Source organism: Streptomyces sp. NPDC002896 (assembly GCF_040295225.1).
GTDB lineage: Bacteria > Actinomycetota > Actinomycetes > Streptomycetales > Streptomycetaceae > Streptomyces.
Map to the genome: position 1 here is coordinate 88,746 of NZ_JBEOVA010000013.1, position 13,392 is coordinate 102,137.

12 protein-coding genes are annotated in these 13,392 nt (G+C 68.1%); 6 read left to right on the forward strand and 6 right to left on the reverse strand.

Annotated elements, in window-relative coordinates:
* The first annotated feature begins 17 nt into the window (after window positions 1-17).
* Window positions 18-581, forward strand: coding sequence for a DoxX family protein (locus tag ABT009_RS25020; protein ID WP_351298997.1), 564 nt, complete (start codon window positions 18-20; stop codon window positions 579-581).
* 136 nt (window positions 582-717) lie between these two features.
* On the opposite strand, the gene ABT009_RS25025 is transcribed toward ABT009_RS25020, so the two are convergent.
* Window positions 718-1,137 (reverse strand): Zn-ribbon domain-containing OB-fold protein, encoded by a 420-nt coding sequence (locus tag ABT009_RS25025; RefSeq protein ID WP_351299000.1) that lies wholly within the window; start codon window positions 1,135-1,137, stop codon window positions 718-720.
* Complete coding sequence (locus tag ABT009_RS25030; protein ID WP_351299003.1) at window positions 1,134-2,294, reverse strand: thiolase family protein; 1,161 nt, start codon at window positions 2,292-2,294, stop codon at window positions 1,134-1,136. Before ABT009_RS25030 ends, ABT009_RS25025 begins: the two co-directional genes overlap by 4 nt.
* A gap of 216 nt (window positions 2,295-2,510) precedes the next feature.
* On the opposite strand from ABT009_RS25030, the gene ABT009_RS25035 reads away from it, so the two are divergent.
* The 3 genes from ABT009_RS25035 to ABT009_RS25045 all read left to right on the forward strand — a co-directional run bounded on the left by ABT009_RS25035 (window position 2,511) and on the right by ABT009_RS25045 (window position 6,702).
* The gene (locus ABT009_RS25035) at window positions 2,511-3,812 is read left to right on the forward strand and encodes an amidohydrolase family protein (protein WP_351299006.1); all 1,302 of its coding nucleotides are present in this window, start codon (window positions 2,511-2,513) and stop codon (window positions 3,810-3,812) included.
* 66 nt (window positions 3,813-3,878) lie between these two features.
* Entirely contained in the window at window positions 3,879-6,251 is a 2,373-nt protein-coding gene (locus ABT009_RS25040; RefSeq protein ID WP_351299009.1) for a CaiB/BaiF CoA-transferase family protein, read from the forward strand.
* A 232-nt stretch (window positions 6,252-6,483) separates the two neighbouring features.
* On the forward strand, window positions 6,484-6,702 hold the full coding sequence (locus ABT009_RS25045; protein ID WP_351299012.1) for a hypothetical protein: 219 nt from the start codon (window positions 6,484-6,486) through the stop codon (window positions 6,700-6,702).
* A 150-nt stretch (window positions 6,703-6,852) separates the two neighbouring features.
* Here the strand turns inward: ABT009_RS25045 and ABT009_RS25050 are convergent, their stop codons facing one another.
* Window positions 6,853-8,538 carry a class I adenylate-forming enzyme family protein gene (locus tag ABT009_RS25050; protein ID WP_351299015.1) on the reverse strand — a complete coding sequence of 562 codons (1,686 nt, stop codon included), beginning with the start codon at window positions 8,536-8,538 and terminating at the stop codon, window positions 6,853-6,855.
* A 142-nt stretch (window positions 8,539-8,680) separates the two neighbouring features.
* Between ABT009_RS25050 and ABT009_RS25055 the strand changes: the two genes are divergently transcribed.
* Window positions 8,681-9,460 (forward strand): glucose 1-dehydrogenase, encoded by a 780-nt coding sequence (locus tag ABT009_RS25055; protein ID WP_351299018.1) that lies wholly within the window; start codon window positions 8,681-8,683, stop codon window positions 9,458-9,460.
* 27 nt (window positions 9,461-9,487) lie between these two features.
* Here ABT009_RS25055 and ABT009_RS25060 read toward each other — a convergent pair whose 3' ends face one another.
* The 3 genes from ABT009_RS25060 to ABT009_RS25070 form a co-directional block, all read right to left on the reverse strand.
* Window positions 9,488-10,255, reverse strand: a complete 768-nt coding sequence (locus ABT009_RS25060; protein ID WP_351299021.1) for an SDR family NAD(P)-dependent oxidoreductase — start codon at window positions 10,253-10,255, stop codon at window positions 9,488-9,490.
* 97 nt (window positions 10,256-10,352) lie between these two features.
* Window positions 10,353-10,874: a flavin reductase family protein gene (locus ABT009_RS25065; protein ID WP_351299024.1), complete on the reverse strand. Its 522-nt coding sequence runs from the start codon at window positions 10,872-10,874 to the stop codon at window positions 10,353-10,355.
* Window positions 10,875-10,984: 110 nt separating this feature from the next.
* Window positions 10,985-12,115 (reverse strand): LLM class flavin-dependent oxidoreductase, encoded by a 1,131-nt coding sequence (locus ABT009_RS25070; RefSeq protein WP_351299027.1) that lies wholly within the window; start codon window positions 12,113-12,115, stop codon window positions 10,985-10,987.
* A gap of 136 nt (window positions 12,116-12,251) precedes the next feature.
* Here ABT009_RS25070 and ABT009_RS25075 point away from each other — a divergent pair, with 136 nt between their 5' ends.
* On the forward strand, window positions 12,252-13,211 hold the full coding sequence (locus ABT009_RS25075; protein WP_351299030.1) for an IclR family transcriptional regulator: 960 nt from the start codon (window positions 12,252-12,254) through the stop codon (window positions 13,209-13,211).
* The last annotated feature ends 181 nt before the right edge of the window (window positions 13,212-13,392 follow it).

A 13,392-nucleotide genomic window follows, 5' to 3' on the forward strand; every position in this document is an offset into this window, starting at 1 on the left:
CCGAGGAGGAGCTAGCCATGACCGTGACGACCCGCTCCCGAACCGCCGCCAGTCCGGCCGTCCGGGACACCGCGGCCCTCGTACTGCGCGCCGCACTGGGGCCGATGCTGTTCGCGCACGGCTGGAACAAGGTCGCCGGGCCGGGCGGACTGAAGGGCACCACAGGCTGGTTCGAGTCCCTGGGCCTGCGCCCTGCCGCGATCCACGCACGGATGGCCGCCGGTACGGAGATAGCAGCCGGGGCCGGACTCGCGCTCGGCCTGGCCAACCCCCTTCCGGCCGCTGCGGCCGTCGGACTGATGGCCGTGGCCGCACGTACCGACCACCGCGGCAAGGGATTCTTCGTCTTCAAGGGTGGCTGGGAGTACACCGGAGTCGTCGCTGGCGCCGCCCTGGCGCTTGCTGCTCTCGGTCACGGGCGGTTCTCGCTCGACGGCATGCTGGGCCGCCGCAGCGACGGTCCGGCGCAGGCGCTGATCGCCGCGGCACTGGGTGGCGCCGCAGCGGCCGGGCTGCTGAAAGCGTGTTACCGCCCGGACCAGGGCCCGGAGGCGGAGCTGGACCACCAGGCCCAGGGCTGAGGGCCGCCGCTCTGCGGCGAAGTCCGCCTTGCGGCTTCGGAGCGCCCAGGGCAAGCCATGCACGGGTTACACCAAGAGGCAGTTCGTGGAGGAACTGCCCCGGTCGTGGCGTGCGCGGGTACTGACGCGAGCAGGCTCACACGGGCCGGAAGTACGGCAGGTGCAGACCGGAGCCCACCTCGTGGAATTCGGCCGTTACCGCCATTCCGGGCCGGATGTCCTCCGGCGCGATCCCGATGAGGTTGGTGAGGAACTGGTAGCCCTCTTCCATGTCGACGATCGCGGGCGCATACGGGGCTTCGAAGGCCGGTGTCACCGGGCGGTACACCACGGTCCAGCTGTAGAGGGTGCCACGGCCGGAACTCGTCTCCCACTTCAGGTCCGTGCCAAGGCAGTTGCGGCACACTTCCGCCGGGGGGAAGCAGGCCCAGCGGCACGAGGAACAGCGTTGGAACACGAGCTTCCCCTGAGCGCACTGCTTCCAGAACGGGGCGCTTAGGGCCCGCGGTACGGGATGCGGCAGCTCGCCGCGCTGCGGAACGAGGAGTGTGCTCATTGCGTAACCTCCGATCCGAGCAGCATGACAGAGGTGAACAGGGCTCCCGCGCCACCGCCGCTGCAGAGCGCGACATCGGCACCGGGCACCTGCAACGGACCGGCGTCTCCGCGTAGTTGCTGAACACCGCGGATCACACGCTGGTACATCTGGGGTGACGCGCCCGCGTGGCTGAAGGACATCGTTCCGCCATCGGTGGTGACCGGATGGCTGCCGTCGATGCCGATGTGGCCGTCCGCCACGAACGGACCGCCCTCGCCCGGCCCGCAGAAGCCGAACGCCTCCAACTGGCGGATGATCTCGAAGGAGAACGGGTCGTAGAGCTCCAGAACGTCCACATCGGACCGGCGCAGTCCCGCGTGGCGGAAGGCCAGGTCCGCGGCTCGCCGGCCGACCTCGCCGTTGACCGGGCCACCGCGCCGGCCCGCGAGATCCCAGCTCGGCGGATACCGGTACGCCGGGCCGAAGTGGTCGGCGCTGCTGCCGAGGATGAAGACGGGCTTCGCAGGGATGTCGGGCAGCCGGTCGGTGCTCGCCAGCACGAGCGCGCAGCCCCCCTCCGACGTCATCGAGCAGTCGAGCAGGTGGAACGGGTCGGCCACCATGCGGGAGGCGAGCACGTCGGCGGGCTTGAACGGTCCGCGTCCAAAGTAGACGGCTTCGGGATTGTGATGGCCGTTGTTGCGGATGGTCGCCGCAACCGCGGCCAGTTGCTCCGGCGTGGTCCCGTAGGTCGTCATGTGACGGCGGGCGATCAAGGCGAATTCAGCGGCAGTGAAGAGCCCGAACGGGGCGACCCACTCGTTCTCCGGCCGCGTCCACGGTGCCGTGGCCGCGCGGTCGGTGTAGATGCCGGTGGCCGCAGCGACGATCAGGACCACATCTGTTTCGCCGGCCTCGATGGCGTGGGCCGCTTCCGTGATGGCGGGCAGCCCGAACTGGGCGCCCTGCCAGGCGGGACCCAGCCGGAGGTCGTAGATCAGGGACGTGGCACCGCCGTCGTAGGTCACTCCGTCGACGTCGGTCAGGGTCAGGCCGGCGTCGCGCAGTGCGCCGGCTGCGGCTTCGGCGGTCAGGGTGGCGGTGCTGTATCCATCGAGGCGTCTTGCCTGACGAGTGTTGTAGACGCCGACGATGGCCGCGCGCCGCGGGCTCACCGGTCGGAGTCCCTTCGCCGTGGGATGCTTCGCGTTTCTTTCACGTCGGTCCGTCCTTCGAGGTGTCCCGGGGATTCACCAGCGTTCAGTCGATGTGCTGCAAAGGCTAAGTAGGTTATCTTATCTAAGATTGCTTGCCTGAGGCGGCCCGGTGCGCGGAGATCCTTGTCAGCCCACTTGTTCGTCTCGCCGCCAAGTAGGTCAACGGAGGTTCTGGTGCGCAAAGACGATCTGATTCTGATCAGCGTGGACGATCACATTGCCGAGCCGGCGGACATGTTCGAGGCGCACGTGCCGCAGCGGTACAAGGACCGGGCTCCACGCGTTGTGCTCGAGGAGAACGGCACCCAGCAGTGGTACTACGGGGATCTGCGGGGCCGGAACCTGGGTTTGAACGCGGTCGCGGGCAAGCCGCGTGACATGTACAACATCGACGCGAGCAGCTACGACGAGATGCGCCCGGGATGCTTCAACGTCGACGAGCGCGTACGGGACATGAACGCCGGCGGGCAACTGGCGGGGCTGAACTTCCCGAACTGGACCGGGTTCTCCGGACAGGTTCTCAACCAGGGGCCGGACCGCGACCTGAACCTGATCATGATCAAGGCGTACAACGACTGGCACGTGGACGAGTGGTGCGGTGCCTACCCGGGCCGGTTCATCCCCTGCGGCATCCTGCCGCTGTTCGATGTGCAGGAGGCGGCCAAGGAGGTGCGGCGGCTCGCGGCCAAGGGTTGCCACGCGGTGACCTTCTCGGAGAACCCCGAGGCGCTGAGCATGCCCAGTATCCACACGGATTACTGGTACCCGTTGTTCGAAGCGGCCTGTGACACGAAAACGGTGCTGTGCTGCCACGTGGGTTCGTCCTCGAGGCGCCCGATGGTGTCCTCCGACGCACCGCCCAGTGTGGCGATGTCGGCTTCGTCCATGATGAGCATGTTCTCGCTCATCGAGCTGCTCTGGGCGGAGTTCTGGGGCGAGTTCCCGGATCTGAAGTTCTCCCTCACCGAGGGCGATGTCGGGTGGATCCCGTATTTCCTGTGGCGCTCCGAGCACGTGCTCGACCGGCACTCCGGCTGGACCAATGCCAGCTTCCCCAAGGGGTACCGCGGCCCCACCGACGTGTTCCGCAAGCACATCTACACGTGCTTCATCAGCGACAAGGTCGGAGTCAAGCTGATGGAGTACTTCAATGAGGACCAGCTGTGCTGGGAGTCGGACTACCCGCATTCCGACAGCAACTGGCCCTTCGCGCCGGAGGACGTCGTCGAGACGATGGGCCATCTCGACGACGCCGTGATCAACAAGATCACCCACGAGAACGCGATCAACGCCTACTCCTTCGACCCGTTCGCGTACGTTCCCAAGGACGAGGCTCGAGCCGGCGCGCTGCGCGCCAAGGCCACCGACGTCGACGTGGTCACACATGTCGGCCGCAAGGCCAGCCAGCGCGATCGTGATGCGTGGGCGCGGATGACCCGCTTCGCGCAGGCCGCCCAGTCGGCCAAGCAGAGCTGACACCGGTTCCGGTGGCACCTGAGTACTGGCCGCCCGCCCACCGCATCCTTCCACGACGAGGTGACGATGACGCAGCGAACGCCGTTCTCCGGACTCCGGGTCCTGGAGGTCTCAGCGGGGATTCCCGCAGCCTACTGCGGCAAGATGTTCGCCGACGCGGGCGCCGACGTGGTCAAGATCGAACCACCGGAGGGCGACCCGATGCGCCGGTGGAGCGCATCGGGAGCCTCGATCGCAGAGGGGCGCAGCGGTGCCCTGTTCGGTTACCTGCATGCGGGCAAACGTTCGGTACGGCCAGGCCCGGGCACCACCGGTCTGTTCCGCGACGTCGACCTCGTCGTTACCGACACCTCGGGTGGCTGGGGCCCCGGCGCGATCCGGGAACTGCTGCCCGACGGCAGCGCCACAGTGGTGCTCACCCTGACTCCGTTCGGGCTGGACGGACCGTATGTACGGGACGGACTCGCGGCGAACGAGTTCATCCTCCAGGCCCTCTGCGGTTCGATCGGCAGCCGCGGCTGGCCCGGCGAGGAGCCGTTGCAGGCCGGCGGCCGGATCGGGGAGTGGGTGGCCGGGACGTACGGGGCAGTGGCGGCCGCTGCTGCCCTGCGCCGCTGCCGGCACACAGGCCAGGGGGATCTGGTTGACGTATCCGTGTTCGAGGCGATGGTGCTGACGATGGGCGGGTTGACCGCGGTCTCGGCCAGCCTGCTTCAGACCGGCCAGCCGGCGGTGGGCCGGAGCCATGAACTGCCCTCGGTCGTGCCCACGGCCGACGGTCTGGTGGGGTTCTGCACGATCACAGCCCAGCAGTTCGCCGACTTCCTCGTGCTGATCGAGCGGCCGGACCTCATCGAGGACACCGACCTGGCCTCCTTCGCGGGCCGCGCACGGCGTCGCAACGAGTTCCTCGAGATGGTCCACCGCTGGGCCGCCACCCGCACCACGTCTGAGATCATCGAAGTCGCCGCCGCGCTGCGGATTCCGGTGGCCCCGATCGCCACGCCCCGCACGATCACCGAGATCGATCATTTCCGCGAGCGCGGCGTCTTCCTCAAGAACATCGCCGGGAATCTTCAGCCCAGGGTCCCCTACCGCAGCGCGGCTTTCGACACCGTACCGCCGGGCGAAGTACCGGAACCCGGTGCGCACAGCGGCTCGGTGCACTGGCCCGCGCGGTCGCGCATGCGCGAAGGCGGCCGGTCCGGGGAGCGCCCACTGGCCGGGCTGCGGGTGGTGGACTTCACGGCGTTCTGGGCCGGGCCGGCGGCGACCGGGACCCTGGCCGCGCTCGGCGCCGACGTCATCAAGATCGAGGGTCTGAACCGCCCGGACGGGATGCGCTTCGCGGGCGCTCGCCCGCCCACGACCGAGTCCTGGTGGGAAACGGGATCCTTCTTCCTGGCCAACAACGGCAACAAGCGCGATCTCACGCTCGAGCTCAGTCTTCACTCCGCCCGTCACATCGCACTGGAGCTGATCGGCACGGCCGACCTGGTGGTCGAGAACTTCTCGCCGCGTGTGATGGGAAACCTCGGCCTGACGTGGGATACCATCCACGCCCACAACCCGCGCGCGGCCGTGGTCCGCATGCCGGCCTTCGGCCTGGACGGGCCGTGGCGCGATCGCGTGGGTTTCGCCCAGACGATGGAGCAGGCCAGCGGTATGGCGTGGATGACGGGCCCGGTCGACGGCCCGCCGCTCATCCCGCGGGGCGTGTGCGATCCGATCGCCGGGCTGCACGCGGCTTTCGCTGCGCTCGCCGCGATCGAGGTCCGCGACGCCACCGGCGTCGGCCCGCACGTCGAATCGACGATGATCGAGGCCGCGTTGAACGTCGCGGCCGAAGCGGTCGTCGAGGCCACCGCCTATGGCCGGGAACTGCGGCGCGACGGCAACCGCGGGCCGGGCGCCGGCCCGCAGGGCGTCTTCCGTGCGAAGGGCGACGACGAGTGGGTGGCCCTGGCCGTGCTCGACGACGGGCAATGGGCGGGCCTGGCCCGGCTACTGGGCCGCGAGGACCTTGCGCAGCGCACTGAGCTGGCCGACGAGTCCGGTCGCCGGGAGCATGCCGATGAACTGGACGTGGTCATCGGCGCGTGGATCGCCGAGCTGGAAGTGGACGCTGCCGTGGAGCGGCTGCGCGAGGCCGGTGTCACTGCCGTGCGGGTCAACTGCCCGGCCGATGTGCTCGCCGACGAGCAGCTGGCCGCACGCGGGTTCTGGGAGCGGGTCACGCATCCTGTGGTGGGCGGGTTCCAGAGCCCCGGCATGCCCTTCCGATTCGCGAGCGTCACCGAGCCCTGGACCCGGACTGCCGCTCCGTTGCTCGGCCAGCACAACGACGAGATCCTGGCGGGTGTTCTCGGCAAGGACGAGGCGGAGATCCGTGCGCTGGCCGAACAGAAGGTGATCGGCACCAGGCCGGAGGGGCTGTGAGCGCACAGCCGGACGCGACGGTCCGGGGGCGGCCGTTTATCCGCACGCGGAGGATGAACTCTTCCCGGTGCACTTCCGGGCGGCAACAACACCTTGTCCAGACGAGCGACTTAGGAGTCCGGTGAAACCCATCACCTTGTGCCTTCCGCCGCGACAGGGGGAGCTCTGCGCGCCGGTCCGGTTCGAACTTCACGGTCAGCACACCTTCCTCGAGCTGACCTCGCGACATCGTGTGACGCAGGTCGAGTGTGATGAGAAGACCGGCATCATCGCGATCCTGGTCGAGATCACCGACCCCGAGACCTCCCGCCCCGTCCATGTCCGCTTCAGCGTGCTGCCCGCCGACACCGAGGTGACCGGGCGGACGGTGAAGCTGACGGAGGTCGAGCGCGACGGGCAGAAACTCGCGGTGTTCGGCAGCTACCAGGGCGTCGTCTCGGACGAGAACTGACCGCGTTGTTGCGGCCAGGCAGGCAGCCCGGCCACGGCGAGGGCGCCGTCGCGCAAGAACGACCATCGCGCAAGAGCAACCATGCGGTGCGGAGCTAGCGGAGGCGCGCGCATGCGCATCCGGCTCCCGTCGCCGGTAACTGAACCGGCCTCAGCGCTGGGCCGCCGCGATCTGCTGCTCGAGCTCACGCTTGAGCAGCTTGCCGGTCGGGCTGTAGGGCAGGCCGGAGACGAAGCGAACCTGACTGGGCACTTTGAAAGGGGCGAGCTTCTGCGCCACCCAAGACCGGACTTCGGCTGCCGAGGGAGCGGCGGTGTCGCACGGCACGACCACCGCCATGACCTCCTGGCCGAGCTCCTCGTGGGGCACGCCGATGACTGCGGCATCGAGCAGACCAGGATGCTCGGTCAGCCGGTTTTCGATCTCCACCGGGTAGATGTTCTCGCCGCCACGGATGATCAGGTCGCGCATGCGGCTTTCGAGGTAGAGCACGCCGTCGGCGATCCGTCCGTAGTCCCCGGTGTGGTACCAGCCGTCGATGTCCAGCGCCGCTGCAGTGGCCGGCTCGTCGTTCCAGTAGCCGAGGAAGCAACTCGGGGTCCGGATACAGATCTCCCCGTACTCCTCTGCGTGCGTCGCTGTCCGCCGGTCCGGAATATCGTTCCCCTCAGCGTCCCGCAGCACCACCTGACAGGTGGGCGTGGCGGGTCCGGCCGAACGCGGGTCCCCGAGCAGCCGCGCGCCGGACGTGGCGGTGCCGAGCCCGCACGTCTCGGACATGCCGTACCCGCTGGCCACCCGGGCGTGCGGCAGCTTTTCCCCCAGGAGCGCGGCCAGCGCGGCCGGCAGCGGGGCCCCGCCGAACCCCACCGAGCGCACCTGGCGGAGGTCGTAGCGATCTACGTCGGGGTGGCGCAGCAGCCGGATCAGCTGCGTCGGCACACCGGTCCACGACGTCACCCCGTACCGCGCGGTCAGTTCCAGATGGCGGCCGGGATCCCAGCGGCCCTCGGGCGGGAACACCAGGTTCATGCCGGTCGACGGCGCGTTGGCAAGCAGCGGTCCGATGCCGGAGATGTGGAACAGGGGGCTGGCGAGCAGCATCACCGGCGCGGGGCCCGGCGCTTGCTGGGTCTCCCCGCTCAGTGCGGCGTCGATCGCGCCCCGGAGCTGGGCGTCCATCGCGTAATTGACCAGCCCGCGATGGGTGATCACCGCTCCCTTCGAGCGGCCCGTGGTGCCGCTGGTGAAGAGGATCGATGCCGCGTTGTCCTCGTCGATCTCGGCGGGCGGCACCGCGTCGGCGCCGGGGCCAGGCATACAGTCCGTGAACGTCGTCCCTGCAACGCGGGATCCGGGCTGCTGCTCGAGCCTGGCCAGCCTGCGTTCGTCCCCGAGAAGAACCAGGGGTGCGGTCAGGTCGATCCCTTCCCGCAGCTCGTCACCGGTCCACCAGCCGTTGAGACCGACCACCACCGCGCCCAGCCACAGCACCGCCCACAGCGTCAGGGCATGTTCGAGACTGTTGGCGCCAGCAAGCGCGACACGGTCACCCGGGCCTACGCCGAAGCGATCGCGCAGCACGCCGGCGATCCTGGGCACGAGCTGTACGGTCTCGCCATAGCTGACCGACTTGCCAGGGAAGACCAGGTAGTCGCGGTCGGGGTGGCTTTGGGCCGCGCTGATCAGAAGAGCGGGCAGATTCGGCGCACGGCGGGCGAAGACCGTCATCTTCACCCCGCGCACTTCCTCGGTGGTGAGCTCGAACGGACCGCCCGGGCCCGTCAGAGCTTCGCGTACTTGGTCTGGCAGGGTATCGAGCTGGTTGGACAGCATCGCGGTCTGCCTCCCGCCGCCGGCGTCCTTCCTTACAGGAAAGACGAATGTATATAATATTCTTGATAAGTGAGTGTGTGTCAATTGGAGTCAGTTTTCAGTTCCATGCGAGGACTCGTGTCGTCGGTTCAAGGGAGGGGTCGTGGCGTCTGTGGGAAGGCTGGATGGCAAGATCGCGCTGATCAGCGGATCCGCGCGCGGACAGGGCGCGGCGGAAGCGCGCCGGTTCGTACGCGAAGGCGCTGAGGTCGTCGTCAGTGACGTGTTGGACGAGGAGGGCCTCGCCCTGGCGAAGGAACTCGGTGATGACGCCCTCTACGTCCACCTCGATGTAGCCGACGCGCAGGACTGGGCGCGGGCCGTCGCAACGGCCGAGGAGCACTTCGGAGGCCTTGACATCCTGGTCAACAACGCGGGTATCGGCCTGCCCGCGGAGCCGCTGCAGGACATGGATCCCGAGAACCACGCCCGCATCCTGGATGTCAACCTCAACGGTGTGTGGCTGGGGATGCGTGCGGCTCTGCCGGCCCTCCGCAGGCGGAGTGGCGGAGCGATCGTCAATATCTCGTCCATCGACGGGCTCGTGGGTGTGGCAGGAATGGCGAGCTACACCGCGAGCAAGTTCGCGGTCACGGGCCTCACCCGGACAGCTGCCCTCGAATGGGGGCGACACGGTATCCGCGTCAACTCCGTGCACCCGGGCGTCATCAGCAGCCCCATGGTGGAGCAGGCTCCGCAGGAAGTACTCGACAAACTGCGGACCTATCTGGATCGCCAGCCCCTGGCCCGTATGGGAACACCGGACGAGGTGGCGAATCTCGTGCTGTTTCTGGCCTCCGACGAGGCTTCGTACTGCACCGGGGCTGAGTTCGTCATCGACGGTGGTCATCTCGCGGGCCCTTGGCGGGAATTCGCCGGCTGAACGCAACCCGTGGAGCATGGCCGGAAGTCAACGGAGCATACCGCCGGAGACGAGGTGGTCTTCCCCGGTGACGAAGGAGGACGCGTCGCTTGCCAGATACACGACCGGTCCGGCGATCTCATGCGACTCCGCGATCCGATTGAGCATGGTGGCCTTCGCCATGCGCTCGCGGAATCCGGGAGCGCTGCGCTCTGCACTCTTGGTCATCTCACTCTCGATCGGGCCGGGGCTTATGGCGTTGACGCGGATCCGCCATGGCGCCCACTCGGTCGCGCAGATACGGGTGAGGCTCAGCAGCGCCGCCTTCGACGGGCCGTAGGCACCGACCCCCGTACCGCCCCCGTACGCGCCCATCGTTCCGATGTTGATGATGCTGCCGCCGCCCCTCTCGCGCATGACCGGCACGACCGCCTGACTCATGCGCAAGGGGCCCTCCAGGTTCACCGAGAACACCTTGCGCCACAGATCGAGCGGCATGTCGGCCATGCCGACGAAAGTTGGGTTGATCCCTGCGTTGTTGACGAGGATGTCAACCGTCCCCAAGCGCTCGACGATCTGCTGGACGAACCCCGGGATCGCGTCCCAGTCGCCGACATGGCACGAGAGGCCGAGCGTCTCGGCGCCAGTGGCGGCCGCGATCTCCTTCGCCACTTCTTCGCACAGATCCTGCTTGCGGCTGCTGACCACCACGCTGGCACCCGCCGCAGCGAGCCCGTGTGCCATGGCTCGGCCGAGGCCCTTCGTCGAGCCGGTCACGATCGCGACCTTGCCGGTCAGGTCGAATTGTGCACCCATCGCCGTTCCCTTCGTCGATGCTGCACCCGGCGAACCGGGCCGTCATGGGTGATCTTGGTCAGGAGTGATCCTGGTCATGAGCACCCTGGGCACCTGCTCAGGCGCCGAAGCGGCCGAAGCCGCCGCGGAAGAACAGGAGCGGCTCGCCTTCGTACGGGGCGTCGAGGGCCTCGACGCAGCCGACGACGATCTGATGGTCGCCGCCCTCGTAGACCGCTTGGATGACGCAGTCGACCCAGGCGAGCGAGCCGTCCAGGAGAGGCATACCCGAGGGGGCGGGCTGCCAGCCGACGCCCTTGAACTTGTCGCCGCCGCTCATGGCGAAGTCGCGACACAGCCGCTCCTGCTCGGCGCTGAGCATGTTCACGCAGAAGCGGCCGGATGCCTCGATACGCGGCCAGGTGGTGGAGGTGCGGGCGACGGAGAAGGCGACCAGCGCCGGCTCCAGGGACAGTGACTGGAAGGACTGGCAGGCGAAGCCGACGGGGACGCCGTCGTGGATCGACGTGATGACCGTGACACCGCTGCAGAAGTGCCCCAGGACCCGGCGGAACTCGGTCGAGTCCATGATCGAGGCGGAGCCGGGCGGTGCGGCTGTGCACGAGGGGGTACGGGTCATGCGGACCTCCCAGGAGAGGCGATGTTGAGCGGGGCTCGTGGGGGAGCAACGGGTTCTCGGCAGAGCACCTGACCGGTCCCACCTGACCGGTCCCAACGGTCCTGCGGGCTTCAACCGGCAGTGGGCGGCTGGGCCTTGGGGGTGTAGGCGTTGAGCTCGGGGATGACTTCCTTGCCGAGCACCTCGATGGTGCGCAGGATGTCCTGGTGGTCGAGGTAGCCCCACTGGACGTAGCAGATGAGTTCGTCGACGCCGAGGTCGGCGTAGCGCTTCATCTTGGTGATGCAGGTTTCGGTATCGCCGATGACGATCATGTCGGCGGCGTCGAAGGTCTCCACCGGGACGTTGCCCTCGAACATGGGCTTGAGCAGGGGGAACGTCTTGTCCTGCTCCTCTTCCGACAGGTGCGGCAGTTCCCACTCGAGGGTGAACATCGCCAGGTTCCTGTACCACCAGGCCACGGAGTCCCAGACCTTGCGGTCGACCTTCTTGGATCCCGGGCAGTGCACGAGGGTGTAGGCGGCGACCTTGTTGGTGGTGACGTCGGTCAGCGGCTGGGCGGCGGCCGCGGCGGCGCGGTACGCGGCCACCTGGGCGGCCATCACCTCCAGGGGCTGCATGATGGAGAAGGACAGCAGGCCCAGGCCGTTGGCCCCGGCCACCTCGGCGGAGCCGTTGGAGGTCGCGGCCATCCAGGCCGGCGGGTGCGGGTCCTGGAACGGCTTGGGCGTGACCATCCGCCGGGGGAAGCTGAAGCGCTCCGACTCGTACTCGAAGTACTCCTCACGCCACATCCCGCACACGATCTCGATGGCCTCGCGCCAGTCGGCGCGGGACTTGGCGATGTCGACGCCGAACGCCGTCTGCTCCATCGGCGTGGATCGCCCGGTTCCCCACTCCACGCGACCTCCTGACAGGATGTCGACGGTGGCGACCTTCTCCGCGATGCGCTGAGGCGGGGTGAATCCGAACGGCGTGAGGGTGACGCCGAAACCCAGCCGGATCCGCTCCGTAAGCCCGGCCAGGTGGCCGAGGAACACCTCGGAAGCGGGCATGTGCGAGCGGCCCTCGCGGAAGTGGTGCTCCACCGCCCAGATGGTGTTGAAGCCCATCCGGTCCGCCAGCCTGATCTGTTCCACCGCCTCACGGTAGGCGCGCTGCTCCTCGCGGCGCTGGCCGTACGGATGGGGGCCTTCCCAGGGGCGGGGGACGTCGACCTCGTAGAGCACATCCAGCTTCATGCCGGCCTCCGTTTTTGACATTTTGAAAACGGCTTTGGAGTGCGGAAGGATTGTGGGGTCGCTGTCCGGCAGCCGCAAGCCCTCTCACAGCGGTTGACGGCACTTTTCTGATGGGGAGTCACCTAGGAGGAGACCCATGGTCCGTCCCGCGCTCGCCGCCACCCGTTCCGTCGCGATACTGAGCTTCTTCGCCGCACACCCCGGCGGATCCTTCACCCTCTCCGAGATCTCGTCGGCTCTGGGGATCAACCTGGCCTCGACGCTGTCGGTGCTCCAGGCACTCGAGGACGCCGGCTATCTGGTCCGTCATCCGCGCCGCAAGACCTACGAGCTCGGGCCGTACCCTGTCGCTCTGGGGGACGCCGCGCTGCGGGGAAATCCAGCGGTGGACCTGGCCCGTGGCCGGATGCGCGCCCTGGCGGAAGAGCTCGGCACCGAGACCGTGATCTCCGCTGCCGTCGCCGAAGACGTGGTCATCCTTGCGACCGAGGGAACTCCGCAAGTCGCTTCGGCCGATGTCCGCCCGGGCCAGCGTGTCCCTCTCATCCCTCCGCTGGGCCAGGTGTTCTACGCCTGGTCGCCCGAGGGTCGTGTCGAGGGGTGGCTGAAACGGCTCGACCCCCGCGTCCAGCCCATGGCCCGGATCTATATGCCGGCCGCACTCACGGCCGTGCGGCAGCGCGGGTACTCGGCTGCTGTGGAGAGCCCCACGCGCGTCGAGATCGGCACCGTCCTGCAACGCCTCGCGGACAACCCCGCGGAGGCGGATGAGCTGCACGACCGCCTCAACACCCTCGCAGCGGCTCTCAGTGAACACGACTACGAACTGATCGACATCGAGCCCGATGCCCTCTATCACATCGCTGCTCTGGTGGCTCCCGTGCACGACTCCGCAGGCTCTGTCGCGTTTGCCTTGACGGTCAATGGCCTACGTCAGGTGACGGGCCGTCAAGTCATGGACATCGGCGAGGCGCTGGCCGCGATTGCGCGTGGGATCACCAAGGAGACAGGAGGACGCATCCCCGCTGCCCTCCCTGATGCGCCGGCGGCCGATCCGAGGAGAACGCCCCGCAGCACGGCAGGCCCGGACCGGTAGCGGTAGCCGTTCCTCAGGGCCGCCCAGAGCCTAGGCAACCAATAGGGGTGAATGCTACAAACAACGGGATGGTGCCGTGCGGGTGCTCACGAAAGCCCCGCTGGAATGGCGGCCGGCGATGTCTGCAGGACCGGGGATCTGACACCACCATCACCCTTGCTTGGCTGACCACCCCGTTTGC

Bases quoted from the DNA above. Each gene is read 5' to 3' on its own strand.
- ABT009_RS25075 (WP_351299030.1), top strand. From the start codon at position 12,252: ATGGTCCGTCCCGCGCTCGCCGCCACCCGTTCCGTCGCGATACTGAGC.
- ABT009_RS25050 (WP_351299015.1), bottom strand. From the start codon at position 8,538: ATGCTGTCCAACCAGCTCGATACCCTGCCAGACCAAGTACGCGAAGCT.
- ABT009_RS25065 (WP_351299024.1), bottom strand. From the start codon at position 10,874: ATGACCCGTACCCCCTCGTGCACAGCCGCACCGCCCGGCTCCGCCTCG.
- ABT009_RS25040 (WP_351299009.1), top strand. From the start codon at position 3,879: ATGACGCAGCGAACGCCGTTCTCCGGACTCCGGGTCCTGGAGGTCTCA.
- ABT009_RS25060 (WP_351299021.1), bottom strand. From the start codon at position 10,255: ATGGGTGCACAATTCGACCTGACCGGCAAGGTCGCGATCGTGACCGGC.
- ABT009_RS25070 (WP_351299027.1), bottom strand. From the start codon at position 12,115: ATGAAGCTGGATGTGCTCTACGAGGTCGACGTCCCCCGCCCCTGGGAA.
- ABT009_RS25020 (WP_351298997.1), top strand. From the start codon at position 18: ATGACCGTGACGACCCGCTCCCGAACCGCCGCCAGTCCGGCCGTCCGG.
- ABT009_RS25025 (WP_351299000.1), bottom strand. From the start codon at position 1,137: ATGAGCACACTCCTCGTTCCGCAGCGCGGCGAGCTGCCGCATCCCGTA.